Origin of the sequence: Dactylosporangium sp. NPDC005555 (assembly GCF_040605635.1) — a bacterium.
In the GTDB taxonomy this organism is placed as follows: domain Bacteria; phylum Actinomycetota; class Actinomycetes; order Mycobacteriales; family Micromonosporaceae; genus Dactylosporangium.
This window is the reverse complement of record NZ_JBEXDG010000079.1, coordinates 1-15,239: the sequence shown is the minus strand read 5'-3', so window position 1 is coordinate 15,239 and position 15,239 is coordinate 1. Positions and strand designations below refer to the sequence as shown.

At 65.5% G+C, this 15,239-nt stretch carries 10 protein-coding genes; 3 read left to right on the top strand and 7 right to left on the bottom strand.

The features are described from left to right. Positions 1-371 precede the first annotated feature (371 nt). From ABZS58_RS46080 to ABZS58_RS46070, 3 genes are all read right to left on the bottom strand, one after another. Positions 372-779, bottom strand: coding sequence for a hypothetical protein (locus ABZS58_RS46080; protein ID WP_354790654.1), 408 nt, complete (start codon positions 777-779; stop codon positions 372-374). 83 nt (positions 780-862) lie between these two features. Then, complete coding sequence (locus ABZS58_RS46075; RefSeq protein WP_354790653.1) at positions 863-2,047, bottom strand: NucA/NucB deoxyribonuclease domain-containing protein; 1,185 nt, start codon at positions 2,045-2,047, stop codon at positions 863-865. A 62-nt stretch (positions 2,048-2,109) separates the two neighbouring features. Beyond that, the gene (locus ABZS58_RS46070) at positions 2,110-3,891 is read right to left on the bottom strand and encodes an RICIN domain-containing protein (protein WP_354790651.1); all 1,782 of its coding nucleotides are present in this window, start codon (positions 3,889-3,891) and stop codon (positions 2,110-2,112) included. A gap of 663 nt (positions 3,892-4,554) precedes the next feature. Between ABZS58_RS46070 and ABZS58_RS46065 the strand changes: the two genes are divergently transcribed. Next, positions 4,555-5,634, top strand: a complete 1,080-nt coding sequence (locus ABZS58_RS46065) for a site-specific integrase (protein ID WP_354790650.1) — start codon at positions 4,555-4,557, stop codon at positions 5,632-5,634. A gap of 415 nt (positions 5,635-6,049) precedes the next feature. Here the strand turns inward: ABZS58_RS46065 and ABZS58_RS46060 are convergent, their stop codons facing one another. The 3 genes from ABZS58_RS46060 to ABZS58_RS46050 all read right to left on the bottom strand — a co-directional run bounded on the left by ABZS58_RS46060 (position 6,050) and on the right by ABZS58_RS46050 (position 8,060). Then, a complete protein-coding gene (locus ABZS58_RS46060) occupies positions 6,050-6,919 on the bottom strand; it encodes a hypothetical protein (RefSeq protein ID WP_354790648.1) in 870 nt (289 codons plus the stop codon). A gap of 132 nt (positions 6,920-7,051) precedes the next feature. Next, positions 7,052-7,828 carry an alpha/beta fold hydrolase gene (locus ABZS58_RS46055; protein WP_354790646.1) on the bottom strand — a complete coding sequence of 259 codons (777 nt, stop codon included), beginning with the start codon at positions 7,826-7,828 and terminating at the stop codon, positions 7,052-7,054. Between the two features lie 16 nt (positions 7,829-7,844). Continuing rightward, on the bottom strand, positions 7,845-8,060 hold the full coding sequence (locus ABZS58_RS46050) for a hypothetical protein (RefSeq protein ID WP_354790644.1): 216 nt from the start codon (positions 8,058-8,060) through the stop codon (positions 7,845-7,847). Positions 8,061-9,977: 1,917 nt separating this feature from the next. Between ABZS58_RS46050 and ABZS58_RS46045 the strand changes: the two genes are divergently transcribed. Next, entirely contained in the window at positions 9,978-10,490 is a 513-nt protein-coding gene (locus ABZS58_RS46045) for a hypothetical protein (protein ID WP_354790643.1), read from the top strand. 488 nt (positions 10,491-10,978) lie between these two features. On the opposite strand, the gene ABZS58_RS46040 is transcribed toward ABZS58_RS46045, so the two are convergent. Beyond that, positions 10,979-11,632 (bottom strand): IS3 family transposase, encoded by a 654-nt coding sequence (locus ABZS58_RS46040; RefSeq protein ID WP_354790642.1) that lies wholly within the window; start codon positions 11,630-11,632, stop codon positions 10,979-10,981. Positions 11,633-13,255: 1,623 nt separating this feature from the next. Between ABZS58_RS46040 and ABZS58_RS46035 the strand changes: the two genes are divergently transcribed. Continuing rightward, positions 13,256-15,239, top strand: a 1,984-nt coding sequence (locus ABZS58_RS46035) for a type I polyketide synthase (protein ID WP_354790640.1), incomplete at its 3' end; no start/stop codon positions are given.

The following is a 15,239-nucleotide window of genomic DNA, read 5'->3' as shown; positions in this document are numbered from 1 at the left end:
GCAGCCACGGGCGCGGCCGAGTGAAGGGTCCGTCGCGCCGAGGCTTCCAGGGTCGGTCAGCCTTGAGCCATGATCGGCCGTGATAGCAGATCATGGCGATCCACCGCTACGTGCCACCGCGCGGCTGTGCACGGTCGGCGGTGCCATGAGCGGATGCGCCATGATGTTGCCGGGTCACCTTTCGGTGAAGGTCAGTAGCGTTCTTTCTCGCTGGAAGCTACGGGAGGGCCAGCCGGGAGAAGTTGGCCCAGACCCGGTCCAGGTGTGGCCTGTCGGCGGGGGACTGCTTGCACCGGTGCCCGTCGTGCTCGCCGAAGCCGGCGTTCAACACCACCGGCGCGAGCGCCCACCTGGGTACGACAGACGCCGGCTTACTCGTCGTCGTCCGGCAATGGCGGCGAGTCTGCGATCCGCCACAGGTGGAAGAGGTACTCCTCCTCGGCGTCGCGCCGGGCGGTGAGATGGACGCGATAGATGGCAGGCCCGCCGGGCAGGTCGATGCCGAGTCGGTCTTCGGCCTCGACGGCCTTGTCGATGCAATACCGCCCGCTGGGAAAGTCCAGGTCGTTGAACCAGACCGCACCGGCGTTGTCGGCGGCGGTGTCCCAGATCTCGACGGTCACCGGGACGCTGCCGATCTCTGCGACGGTGGTGACGGCGACCATGCCGTACGCCCAGCCGACAGAGTCCGCGATCGCCGCGGTGATCGCTTCGTTGAAATTCGAGCTGTCGTCGCACTCCGGGTCGTGCAGCACGAACATCCGGTACGTGGGATGCACGAGCATACTCCGTCGGACTAGCAGGTTCGCCACCCGAGTAGCCTACCGGGACGGTGAGAGACCCACCGTCCCGGCGGGTCACGTCAGAACACCACGCGGACGAAGAACTTGTCGCCGTCGAGAACCCGCAGCGCCCGGTAGAAATTTACCTCGAGCAGGATACCGCCGACGTACTGGTTGTCGGCGGTATCGATCAGCCGGACCGAGAAGCGCTGAAGTCCGTTGTTGGCCTCGGTGCCGGTCTTGGAGCCCTCGTAGGTGGAGGCGAACGGGAACTCGTCACAGTTGACGAGATCCTTGTCCCACAAGCCGTAGAGCTCCTTGCAGATCTTTTCGGAGTTGGCGCGGTTGGCGTCGTTCTGCGCGTTGTTGTACATCCGGGTCAGGGGCTCATCGTCAGCGCTTGGGATCCCGTCGTCCTTGCCGGGGACGGTCTTTCCGACCCAGCTGGGGAAGGTGAGCACCGGGTGGTTGAAGGCGTGCCGGATGTGCTGCGCGCTCTCGTCCTGATTGTCCAGGCGTTCGTCGACGACGAGCACCAGCCGGTGGTCGAGGAAGACGGTCCCCCTGGCCCGGCCGACGTAGCTGGCGGAGTCGTAACGGACGTTGGAGTACATCGCCTCGATCGGCGGACCGGGCAGGAACGGCTGACCTGGTGTCGTCAGGTTCACGACGAGGGCGAAGCGCCGCTGCACCCGCTGCTCGCCCGGGTCGGCGGTCTCCGGTGACGTCAGGGTGGTGGTGAAGTAGTTGACGGCGCGCCAGCCGGTGACGGTGTCGACGCGGCTGGGCGCCGCCGGATCGGCACAGGGCGTGAGCGACACGCCGCAGGCGAACCACATGCCGATGCTCACCGTCTCCAGGAGCAGGTCGGGCGCATTGACCTTGGTGATCCCGAGGACCCGCACGGCGTAGTCGACCCGCCGTTCGCCGTTGACGGCGAACCCCATGACGATGAGGCTGACGTGGACCTCGCCGACCTTGACGTTGTTGGCGTCGAAGACGTCGTGGATCCCGGTCCCGCGCCGACAGTGCGCGTACCGGTCGGGGAACCAGCCGGGGTCCACCGCTGCCGACGGTGCGGCCAGACATTGCGTCTCGAAGTCGTCCTCCTCGAGCCGGTTGAACTGCAGCCGCGGCGCCGCCGCCGGAGCAACCGCCGCCGGAGCGACGACGGGCACCGGCGACGCCGCGGCGGGGCTGACGGCGGCAACGGGAACGAGGGCGAGTACGAGCCCGAAACCAAGCACGATCCTGCGAATTCTCATGGTGTCCTTTCGCGGCGGCGGGACGCACCGAGGCGCCCCGCCGCGCTGAGGGTGAAAGGGGGTCAGGGCCGTCCGCACGCCGCGCCGAGGCACGCGTGCAGCAGCACGCCGGTCCGCGCGTCGTAGGCCAGGACGTAACCGCGGGCGGCCCGGATCGCACGGCCGTGGATGCGGGTCACCGTCTCGTCGCCGGAGATCACGACGACCGACTCGTCGCCCGGCAGCGAGCCCAGGGCACGTGGCGCGACCTTCCGGTACTGCGCCGCAGTGACGGTCTTCGACGAGCTGCGCGAGATGACGTCGGCCGCCAGCACCGAGCCGGCCGACGCCCGGAATGCGCCAGGCGAAAGAGCGCGGGCGTCGGCGCGAGGGCTCGCCGCCACGGTCACGTTGCAGACTTTGCGGGCCGCGACGCACGCTGCCAGGCCGGGCACGGTGCGCAGGCACTGGCTGGCGTCCTGGGCCAGGCACTTGGCGAGCGTGCGCTGGTCGACGCCGTTGTGCGTCGTCGCCGCGGTGGCCGGCGCCGGGGCGGACGGGACCGCGGCGAGGGCGCCGGTCGTGGGTTTGGCGACGGTGTACACGTCAAGGTTGGTGACGCCGTCCCCGTCGACGCTCTTCACGGTGCTGGTGAAGCAGTACGGCGGGGTGTTCGGCAGGTTCCAGGACAGCGGGGTCGGCGGCGCGCCGCACGCGTTCTGTTCCTGACCCGACGTCTCACCAAGGTAGACGCGGCGCCAGACGTCGTTGCCGTCAAGGAACTGGATCCGGTGCTCGAACGGCGCGGTCAGCGTCAGCCGCTCCGGGTAAGGGGTCATCAGCCCGGACTCCAGGTAGCTGAGCCGGTTGCCCGACGCGACATGAGTAACCCCGACGGCGTTGTAGTCGTACAGGATGTCCCACTGACCCTGGTCGTTGCTCAATGCCATGTAGGCGTGGTTGCGCCCGTTTGCGGCCGAGCCGCCGGGCTGGTCGGCAAGGCTGTACTCCTCGTAGATGTAGTCGTCGCCGACGAGGCCCTGTTCCAGCCAGTAGGCGTCGTAGGCGGTCTGGTTGGTCGGCGCGTCGTGCCGGGCCCGCCAGCCGACCTCGAGGTAGTCGAAGCTGTCCTCGGGGCTGTTGAAGTTGATGGTCTCCCACCCGGTGTAGTTCGCCATGTCGGAGTATTCGCCGGCGGTGAACGTGACTGGGTACTGCCGCCAGGTGGCGAACACGCCGTAGACCGGCGCGCTCGGCCGGGCGCACATCGCGGTCACGGACCGGTCGTTGCAGTCGAACGGGCCGTTGCGGACCTTCCACAGCTGGGTGCTGTAGATGCCGTCGCACTCCCACATGATGACCGGGTCGCCGTCGTCGCTGTTGTACAGGTCGAGGCAGCGACCGTCGCGGAGGCTGCGCAGCTGATACCCGCCGAAGGGATAGTCGGCGGGGATGGACCAGTACTGGTGGGTGACGGACTGGCAGGTCGCGATGACGACGGCGGCACCGTCGACATCCCCGGCCGACAGCGGCTTCTCCAGGCACTTGCCGGCCGACGCGTTGCGGATCCGGTAGGTCTGTGCGGGAATGGTTCCCCCCGCGGGGATCTCCTCGAAGGTCCATCGTTGCTTCGCCACCGCCGTGCCGGCCCCGACCAGGTAGGGCCGCACGAGCACCGGGGTGTTCACGTTCGTGGCGTCGACGCTCAACACGTTGATGTCGCCGGGTTCGGCCTGGCCGACCGCCAGCGGTCCGGACGTCGCGGCGGACGCCGCCCCCGGGGTCAGCGCAACCGCACCGGCGGTGACCAGGATCAGCGTCGCGGCGATCCGCAATCGGCGCGGCCAGCGTGAGATGCTCGGCAAACCCATACCTCCCTGTTCGCGGCGCCGCCCGGGCGTGCGGGGCGGCCCGACCTGCGAACGGGCATGGGAGTGCGGCAGCAGTCGGTTCAGCACCCCCGTGCCCGACTATTGCCAAGTATTTCAATATTTCGATGGCATTGGCAAGTTTCCCGGCGGTTGTGTCCTGCGGCGGGCGACCAGGGCTGCCGCGTCGAGGCGCAACGAGTACGGCGACCACAGCGCCAGGTCCGCAACACTCGGCGCTCCGAAACGGCCCGCGAACCATGAAATCGCAGGTCAAGCCCCAGCATCGCGCCGAAAGGCCGAGGAAGGGCAGGAGCGGGAAGAAGCAAGCAGCGAGAATTCACCGTCCACAGCGGACAGACCAGCAGTGTAAAACCGCAGGTCAGCGAGTGGGCGGTCAGGGACTCGAATCCTGAACCTACGGATAAGCAAATGTCCATTGTGGACGATCGCGACGCATCTGCAGGACGAACTTTCGCACGGGTGATCTTCGACTCCTGGGGCGGGTGGGCGACGTTGCCCGCAGGAGGTCCCTCGACTCGTGTGACCAACCCACGCCGCAGGGCTGGGCCGGCCGTGACGCATCAGCCGGTCGCCTCGTTGGTGTAGGTGAGAGATGTTCGTGGTGCGGGGGCCTTGACCGAAGTTGAGGTGATCGTCATGGCCGACATCGACGTGATCATTCGAGATCCGGCGACCGGGACGTTCGGGTTCCGGCTGGAGCTGGGCCGCGACCGTAGCGGAGCGCGCATGCAGGCGCGGCGGGCCGGGTTCGCCACCGAACAGGTCGCGCTGGCCGAGTACCGTCGCCTCAGTCGCCGCCGGGACGGGAACGTGGCCCGGCCGCGGCTGAGCGACCCGGTACAGACCGTGTGTGAGGACTGGTTGCGGTCGCGGGAACAGGAGCTGCAGCCGAACACTTTGTACAACTACACGTGGCTGCTCGGGCTGGTCTACCCGTACATCGGTAAGGTGCGAGCCTCCCGGCTCGGCGCTCGGATGACCGAGTGCGCCTACCGGGATCTGGAGCAGGCCGGTTACTCCCGCAGTACCCTGCGCACGCTGGATCTGGTGTTGACCAAAGCCTTCGCGGCGCAGACCGGACGTACCCTGGGTGCGCGCAAGCCGCGGGAGAGCGACGAGGTGCGACCGGTGTGGACTCTGGCCGAGGCCCGGTGTTTCCTCGAGCATGTCCAGGGTGATCGGCTCTATCCGCTGTGGCGGCTGCTGCTGACTACAGGCCTGCGGCGTGGCGAGTTGTGCGGGCTGATGTGGCGGGACTTGGAGCGGGATCAGGGGAGTCTGAAGGTGTGCCGGCAGCGGGTGGTCGAGGACCCGACGAGTGAGGTGCGGGAGAAGCCGCCCAAGTCCCACAACGGTACTCGCACTCTGCTGCTGGACCCGGCGACCCTCGCAGCGCTGACCACCACCAAGGTGCACGCGAAGGCTCTGATGGGTTCGCGGTATATGTTCACCGGTCGTACCGGCCGGCCGCTGCGGCCGGACAATGTCACCAGCCGGTTCAACCACCTCGCCGCAGGTGCCGGGGTCCGCCCGATCGGACCGCATCAGGTCCGGCATCTGCTGGTCTCGACCCTGCTCGATGACGGATACGGCATCCACGAGGTCGCCGAACGTCTCGGGCATGACCCCGCCACTCTCATGCGCTACTACACCCGGGTCAGCGCCGCCCGGCGCCGTCAGGCCACCCGGCACATCGCCGAGCTCATTGCGCCCTGATCTGGGCAGGTGGATGGGACCGGCAGGTCCGGCGGCCGCATGTACGGTCGTCACGATGAGGTGATCCGTTGGACCCCTTTACTCGGCAGGTTTATACTGATGGTGACCTGGGAGAACGTGCTTGAGCACGTCGCTGAGGCCTCCAACGACTGGGGGTCAAGGGGTCGTGGGTTCGAATCCCACCGTCCCGACTTTGTGAAAGGCCAGCTCAGCTGGCCTTTTTGTTGACCACGGTGAATCTTCTGATCGTGTCATGACACACGACTTTGCCCGTGCGACCGCACGGTTTGTGCTATCGGCGGTCGCTCGGAGTTCTTGGTGATCTCCTCGCCGTCGCGTTGGACGGAGTCAAGGGGTCCCTGACGGTCTGTCGACGATCAACACGGATGGCAGCTGAGCAGGCATTATGTGAGCGTCAGTGATCGCGGCGCCGCAAGATCGACACCTTGACTCTGATGCCTGCGCCACGTCTATACCGAGCGTCCACTGTGGATAATCGCGATACGTTTCTGACATGAACGTCGGTACGGTGCGCGCTCCGAGTGGCCGCGGGGCTGGGGTGGGCATCCGATGTGGTGGTTCCTTCAGAGGTCTCGGACTCCTCGGTCCGTCGCTGTCGTCGGGGATGGGAAAGACTTGGCCTGTGTGGGTCTGTAGCCGTTCGAGGGCGGCGAGGACATCGACGGTGTGGCCTCCCCTCGGTGATGAGTTCGACGAACGGCCCGAGCTGCGGCCCGTTGGGTTCGCCGATGGGTATGTTGTCGGCGCGCAGCTGGATTCGGTCGCTCGATTCTGCGCCGGTGGACAGGGCGACCGCGGTGCGCACGGCGTACGGGTAACGGCCGGCCAAGCCGCGCATGTGCAGTTCGACCGAAGTTGCGCCGCCGAACTCGGGGAGGTCGATGCGCATGGTGATGGTGGATGTGCCGGTCGGATCCTGCATTGTGAGGCGGCCACCACGCCGGCCGAGCGTTGGCGGTGCGGCGTGTAAGTCGAGACGGTTACGCACTATGCCGGCGGTGGTGAGCAGGACCAGTTGATACGACGGCATCGGCCCGAGTGGTGCGGTGCCGGAGACGATGCGTATCCCATCGGCATCGTCGGTGGGTTCGAGAAGCGCTGCGGCTGGGTCATCTGGAGATGCCTTGACGTAGCGGGCGTCGATGACGATGTCCCCGCCGTATTTGAGCAGATCGTCGAGTCGGGCCCGGGCGGCTGCGACGCCGACGTCGTCACGGGGAAGGCGAAAAACCCGGTGATGGCGCTGGCTCCAGCGCGCCGGCACCGGGGAACCGCTCGGTGAAGCTCAGGCCGACACCCTCGGCGGTAGCCATGAAGCCGGTGCTCCATGAGGCGGACAAAGCCTGAGCACGGGCGTGTAGTCGGCTGGCTCGCCCGACTACGTCCCCGAACCCGGTCAGACCCCGCGCGCCGCGTCACGGAAAGTGTTCAGGTGCGCCGAGATGGTGTTTACGACCTCCGCCATCTGCGTGTTGAAATAGAAGTGCCCACCCGGAAAGATGCATATCTGAAACTCCCCTGACGTGTGCTGCCCCCATGCCCGTGCTTCGTCCACGCTGACTCGGGGATCGGCATCTCCAATCAGGGCGGTGATCGGACACCGCAAAGCAGGCCCAGGGGCATAGCGGTATGTCTCGATGGCCTTATAATCCCCGCGAACCGCTGGCAGAAGCATCTGGACCAGTTCTTCGTCGTCAAGGAGGCTCGGGTGTGTGCCGTTGAGTGCGCGCACTTCGGCCAGCAGGCCTTTGTCGTCGCGGCAATGTATGTCGTCGTCGCGATGCACTGATGGGGCGCGTCGCGCCGATGCTATGAGACCTGATACCGGAACGCCTCCTTCGGCTTCCAACCTTCGGGCCACCTCGAAGGCGATGGTGGCCCCCATGCTGTGGCCGAACAAGACCAAAGGGCGGTTGCGCCAGGGCTGGAGGGCTTCAGAAATTTCCTTCGCCAACTCCTCGATGCTTTCAATCAGCGGCTCAGCTCGACGTTCTTGCCTGCCTGGATACTGCACTCCAAGCACCTCCACGGAGTCCGGCAGTGCCCTAGCCAATGGAAGGAAAAAGGTGGCAGAACCGCCGGCGTGTGGAAAGCATACGAGCGGGATTTCGCGCGGATTTGCGCCGGTCAGCCGCAGGATCCATGAACCAGATTCAGCGTTTAGTCGTCCCATTGATGCTTCCTTTCAATCACTCGCCAATGTTTGTGCGTGAACCGGTTTCGTCTATTCCGCGATCCTCGTGCGCATGGTCCATCGAAAGATGACAGCGCTTCTCCGTCCAAATGTCGTGCGCCGTCAGATCGAAGACGCAGTTCACGTCGGCCGTGTTCAGGCGCCGGAGGAACTTCTCTACGAACGTTTTGTAAGCGCCCTCGACCGGCCAGTTCTCGTCCGCGATGTTCAAACCGGACAGGTTCCTGCCAGAAATGGCGTCGTCCAGGATCTATCGAACTACGGCGACGGGAGATCGGCATGGAGCGACTCTGCCGGAACGCCGTGCTGCATACCACAGGGTTAATGAGATGCGAGTGGAACGTGTGGCGGGCCTGCATTTGGCGGGTTTTGCCCCCTGCTGCCGCCGGCGGGAAGCGATTTGGACGACTGCGTATTCATCCCCTGCGAGCACGGGGGCGGCTGGGTCGTCGCCAGCCGCCCCTGATGCCTGACGCAAGCTGGGTAAGGATTGTCTTCGTCGGCGGCTCGTGGGGACATCGTCGACCCGCCGGGAGGACACCGTTGCATCGACTGCTTCCGTGCCGCCGCCACCTCGCACGCGTCGATGAGGGGTAGCGCACTGCCTATATGCGCCACGGCAAACTCCCCGATTGAGTGGCCGACCAGAACGGCAGTCCGGATCCCCTGCGGCGCAGCTGTCGGTACGCTGCTACCTCGTGCTGCAATCACGTCCGTCAATTGTATCCGATCTGGGACGGCGAGGGCCACTGGTGTTCCGCGGGCGCCGTGCATCCAGGGCCGCCGGCTCGTGCTCAGCCCAGGCCGGGGGTTGAGTCCAGGCCAGCAGGTCTGCGACGAGAGGGACGATCTACAGCCAGTCATCGACGTTACGGACGCGCATCTGTCCGGGCGTGGGAAGCGGCAACGCCAGCAGCAGTCGCAGTTGCGCGCTGCGGTCGGCTGATAGGCCGAGCGTTGGTCGCCAACTGTATGCCCGGCCTGCCAGCCAATACGACCGCGATCGCCTCCTGTCAACGTCCGCCGCGCGGCCGGACTCCGACGGGCGTGCTTGCTGGTTCAGCCAGGGATGTGACCGGCGAAGGTCGACCCTCGCACTCGGTGAGCGGACAACGGAACCGTCGCATCGGCAGCCGCAAGTTCACCGGTCGGCCGTCATCCGTCCTCCGCCGACCTGCGACACCGGGAGTGGGCTCGCGTCGTCAACCGTGAACACTCCGACACCCCGTGCCCGGACCAGTCGCCCGCCAGATCCGCACGCCTGGTCAGTAGCCTCGACCCGCTCGACCGTCACACCGGCCAGACGAGGGAACATATTCCGATGGCGCCGTCAACCACGCAGCCAGTTCCACAGTGGACGGACACGGTTGCTCGCGGGGCGTCACGAAAAGTGGCCAGACCATTTCAGAGAGCGGCGACACGGCGAGTCGGTCGGTCGTACCTAACAAGGCTCACCGCATGGCAGTCCTCGCCACGAGCGGCTCGACCTCGCGGTGGCAGGCGAAGGACTAATGTGTCGGGATGACTGTTTTTCGTGTCGCTATATCAACGGATGACGATGAAGCCGCTGGTGCGGTTCAACTCCTGATCAGGGTTGAAGCAAGCGGCGGCGTGCACCGGATCTCTGAGATAGCGATGCGCAGCAATTGCCCGGCCGGTTTGACTGTCAGCTCGCTGCCCGAGATAGATCTTGAGGCGATCGGTCAGGCACTCATTAGGGGCGCGGGAGCCTCGCGTGTCAGTAGTTCGGCAGTGGGGGCCGGCGCGGCGACTGGAGTCGTTGGTCGCAGCGCGCCCGCTGGCGGTCGGGTTACGACTCGCCGGCGGTCCGACACTCAGCAGCCTGTTGACGGTTCGGCGGATCATGGCCGGCTTGCCGCGGTACAACCCGCTGGGGCGACGCGCTATCAGGGGACGGGGTCGGGGCGTGCCTACCGGCGCATGCCTGATGCGGAAGAGGTCAGGGCCGTGTACGAGGCCGCTGGTACCGTCACCGGCGTCGCCGAACACTACGGGGTTCCGCGGCACACGGCGAAGGGTTGGATAGGCCGGTTGCGGAAGCTGAACGGTAAACCGTCGTAACAGTGTGCTGCCCGTGGTCGGGCTCACCGCATAAAGGAGAGCTTTGATGAGCGAGTACCTCATCACAGTTGAGCAGGTTGGCGGCAGCGGGCAGATAAAGGTCGTTGTGGACCTGGCCTCAACTGGCCCTACCGTCCGGGAGATTTCGGTACGGCCTGACGAAGGTGGCTCCGCCGTACCGCGGACGCTGGCTGAGCTGGACTTTCGACAGGTTATCGAGATTGCGTCTCGGCTATCCGGAGACGCGGAAACCCCTGGCTCGGTGCTAGACATCATTGACAGACACGACATAGAACGAGACGAACCTGCGCAGCCAATCTCCGGAGGGCGGACGGCGGCGCCTGCGGACAAGGTGCCGCCCAGACGCGTCGGTAAGCACGTAAGCGACATGCCGCCCGACTTCCCCGTCACGTACTGGAAGACGGGGAGTGCGGCGAGGGTCGCCGAGCACTACTCGGTTCCCCGGCAGGTCGCCAACGGCTGGATTAAGGAGCTGCGACGAACCGGTAAGGCGCCGGATCCATGGCGCCAGGGACGGACGCGCGGGCGGCCACTCTGAACCAGACCATGTCGCACGCCTCCCGGACACGGGTTCAGGCCGCTGCAGGCAGAACGTGAGTGCAAATGACCCTTGCCGACGTCGGCTTCGAGGGCCGAGAACCCGTACAATCCGTTCCAGGCGTTCCCACGCAGGGACGACGCTCGGCGCTGGCGGTCGTGCACCCGGTTGAACGCGGCCGGTCGGGCCCGGCAGCGGCGGCATTGATCGCAGCGCCGGTCGGGCACACGCAACTTCGCCACCAATGCGGATCCGATGACTCGCTTGATGGGCTGCGCAGCAGTCCATCCTCGCCAGTCTCCCGCGGCTGGGTCTCCACGTGCCGGCGTACGCTACGCGACCTAATCGTGCCCGACCACGCGGCGGCTGTAGCAGTCGATGACCGTGGCCAGGTAGGCCCAGCCTTGCCAGGTCTTGATGCAGGTGACGTCACCGACCCCAGGCGGTGTTCGGCGCGGCTGGGGACCAGTCGCGGCTCAGCGGGTCAGTCAGGGCCGGTCGAACCGGTCCGGCACGGTGGTGCGCTCGTACGGCCGCGGATGGCGGCTGCGCGGCCCGGCCGTACACATCAGCCGGTGGGTGCGCTTGTGGGGGCAGACCACGCCGGCGCGGGCCAGTTCGGTGCGCACCCGGCGCACACCCAGCCGGCCGCCGTGCGCCGCGTGAATCTTCGCGATGCGGGCGGACACGGTGGCGTCATCGAGCTCGCGTTGTGACGTTGGCCGGCTGCGCCAGCCGTAGAAACCCTGCCGGGACACGTCCAGCATGCGACCCATGAACGCGACAGGGAAGGCCTTCTTCGTGGCCATTTCCGCGACGAACGAGAACCTTACTGGTTCTGGCTCGCGAAGAAGGCCGCCGCTTTTTCGGGAATTCCCTTTCCATCTTGAGCGCTGATTCTCTTTACGTAGCCGCGCCAGCTCGGCCCGCTCCGAGATGTCCAGCTCTGACTCCTTCGCCTCGCCGTTCTCCCGCGCCTTTCCCACCCAATATCCCAACGTCGTCTCGTTGATATCCAGACTCCCGGCCACCTCCGCGACCGACCTACCGGAGGAGATCACGAACCGTACCGCCTCCGCCGCGTGCTTCCCGCGTTCATCGTCTCCTTGAAGATCAGCGTCCGCAGTGGCCAGTGTCTTCAAGATCGGGAACGGTCCACACCTCATCGGGTGAGAGATCGCGGCGTAGGGCGCAGTGAGACCTCGTGCGCCGACGACGACCACCGTCTGCACCGCGAAGGCGTGACCTGTTACCCCGGTTGCCTCACCGCGCGCCGGCTCGGACAAGATCCGTATCTAGGCTCGGCATCCCAAGGCTGCAACGGCATCGGCGGCCTCCTCAACGAATGCACCATGCCGCTTGAGCTGCACCGACGCAGGTCTCGACAAGCTCACCCTTGACATGGTGCGCTGACATTGGGAATTGTAGATGTATGGATGTGTCGTTCCGGTGGAGAAAACTTCCACCGGAAGGATCATCGATGCCTCGTCCACGTTCGCTCCTTCGGCCGTGGGATCGGCGTTGGTCGCCGGGCGGCTCGTCGCGCTACCTCGACCGCCGCCGCTCCAGCCACCGGCTCCTAGGGCCCAGCGAGTTAGCCCGGTCGTGACTTGCACAAGCTCGTCATTGCCTTCGTTACGTTGCATCAGGTTCACCGTGTCCCGAACGCAGAGCCCTAAGCTTCTTGATCGCGGGCTGCATCGTTCATCGTTCATCTCGAAGTGTCTTTCCGGCCAGGTTGGGGCAGTCGGCTGCTCCAAGGCGGGCCTGGCCTTTGTAACGCTTCCTGGGGGAGGTAAGCGGTTCATGTGAACGACTGCCTAGGAAATTAGCGGTCTGCCGCACCTCATGGATCGCCTCACAAGACGATCTAGGATCACCAGTCTCTTGTGGACGGTGGCCCATAGTGGATTTGCCATGTGGAAGGGCCACCAGCTGGTATGGATGATTTTGGACGGGTTCTGGGACCAGATCGGGCCGCTGTCGCCCGGCATGCGCAGTGGTGCCGCACGCTGGGATCGAAATGGTGACACGACCGGCAGATGGTGCGCTGCGTCCTGTTCGGACAGTAGGGCGGGGACCGTTGGAGGTTCGTGCCACAAGAGCAGGGTTTCGGCTGCGGAATGGCCTGCTTCCGGCGCCTGGCCGAGTGGCGCCAGGCGGGAGTACGGCAAGGCCTGCACGAGGTACTGCCGGCAGATCCGCATGCTGCGGACTTACTCGAGTGGCTGTAGGCGCTGTTCGAAATTTCGTACGTGTGGGATCAGAAGGGCGACCCGCGATAGGTCGGCAGCGTCGAAACCGGCTCGAAACGTCATGTCATCACCGAAGGCGCGAGTATCCCGCTCGCTGTCATTCTGACCGTCGGCAACCGGCACGCCGTCTCCAGTTCACGCCGCTAATCAATTCTGTCCCAATAGCGCGAGTTGCAAGGCGCGGCTGATTGGCGCTCGCCAGTGGGCGTGGATCGAACCGTCGCGTCGCTGCACTGTTCCTCCGCGATTGGGTCCGCTGGCAGACCCTCAAGGACATTCGCCAAAGGCCTTCGCGTGCCCGGCCTGCCGAATCATTGCTAATGACGTCTCGTCAAACGATTCAGTGTCACGACTCCGACCGCGTGGCGCTGGCCTGTTGGCCCGTGATCGAAGATCACGTGTAGGTCAGGTGACTGTGTGAGCCCAGCCGGGTGCGTCACCCGGCAGGCTCACTTCCAGGCCGCTGGTTCGTGTTTTCCGCAGTGTGGATTAGAATATCTGGGGATAGCGATGTCTGAGACCTTCCGAGGCCAGGATAGTGCGATTGCCGTTATTGGTGTGTCGTGCCGTCTGCCACGCGCCGCTGGTCCGGCAGCATTCTGGACCCTGTTGCGCGATGGGCTGGACGCGATCTCATCCACTCCTGCTGATCGCTGGGGCGTCACCCCGTTCGACCCGGGCAATCCGCCCCTGGGTACAAGGTATGGGGGCTACCTTGACGGGGTTGACCAGTTCGATGCTGGGTTTTTCGGGATTTCGCCACGGGAAGCTGCCGTCGTTGACCCGCAGCAGCGACTGACGCTTGAGCTGAGCTGGGAAGCGCTTGAGGACGCCGGCGTCGTCCCGGAGCGAATTCGGGGCACCCGCGTCGGGGTGTTCATCGGCGCGAACAAGGATGACTACGCAACCCTGTTGCGCCGGTACGGTTTGGAGGCGATCACTGAGCACAGCAACACCGGCCTGCAGCGTGGCATGATCGCCAACCGGGTGTCGTATACGCTCGGGTTGACTGGACCGAGCATCACCGTCGATACTGCCCAGTCGTCGTCGCTGGTTGCCATTCACCTCGCCTGTGAAAGCGTGCGTCGCGGCGAGTGTTCCAGCGCAATTGTCGGCGGGGTAATTCTCAATCTCAGCTCAGAGGCTGCCGTTGAGTTGTCGAGGTTCGGGGCACTGTCGCCGGATGGCCGCTGTTTCACATTCGATGCCCGAGCCAACGGGTTCGTGCGCGGCGAAGGCGGTGCAGTAGTTGTACTGAAACCGTTGCGGCAGGCATTGGTCGACGGTGACCACGTGTATTGCATCATTCGCGGCAGCGCTATCAACCACGATGGGATAAGCGAAGGTCTGACGGTTCCTAATGCCTCCGCGCAGGAGGAGGTCATCCGGTTCGCACATGAACGCGCAGGCGTACAAGCAGCAGACATTCAGTATGTCGAGTTGCACGGCACTGGCACGAAGGTCGGTGATCCGATCGAGGCGGCCGCGCTGGGCGCGGCCGTTGGCAGGCCCCGCCGTGCTTACGGTCCACTGCGGGTGGGATCGGTTAAGACGAACATTGGCCATCTTGAGTGTGCTGCGGGTATCGCCGGATTACTCAAGGTGATCTTGGCTATCCACCATCGCCAGATTCCGGCCAGCTTGAACTTCCGGCAGGAGAGTCCGTGGGTTCGGCTGGAGGAACAGAACCTACAGGTTCAGACGCAGACCGCTGGATGGCCGGATCCCAGCCGGCCGCTGGTTGCGGGCGTTAGCTCGTTTGGCATGGGCGGCACCAACTGCCACGTCGTCGTAAGCGAGGTCGCCGACGTTGAGGTTGTTGAGAGTGTCAGGCTCGGCAGGCCGATGGGGTCGGCGCCGTTGGCACTGTCGCTGTCGGCGAGAACGGCCCATGCGTTGCGTGAGCAGGCTATGAGGCTACGGGCGTTCGTGGCCGAGCATCCGGAGATCTCGGCCCGGGATGTGGCCTGGACTCTGGCCACCGCCCGGTCGGTGTTTGCGCATCGGGCGGTGGTGGTGGCCGGGGAGCTGGACGGGGATTCGGCCGGGGATTTGGCTGGATTACTGGATCTGGATGTTTCGCCGGTGGTGGTTCGTGGTGTCGCTGCTGGTGTGGGTGGTGGTGCGGGTCCGGTGTTTGTGTTTCCGGGTCAGGGGGCGCAGTGGGTGGGTATGGGTTTGGCGTTGTGGGATGCCGAGCCGGTGTTCGGGGAGGCGATGACCCGGTGTGCGCGGGCGTTGGCGCCGTTTGTGGACTGGTCGTTGCGGGAGGTGTTGGCTGATCCGGGGTTGCTGGACCGGGTGGATGTGCTGCAGCCGGTGTCGTGGGCGGTGATGGTGTCGCTGGCCGAGTTGTGGCGTTCGGTGGGCGTGACGCCGGCGGTGGTGGTGGGGCACAGTCAGGGAGAGATCGCTGCGGCGTGTGTGGCTGGTGGCCTGTCCTTGGCTGACGGGGCGCGGGTGGTGGCGTTGCGGAGCCGGGCGATCGTGGCCT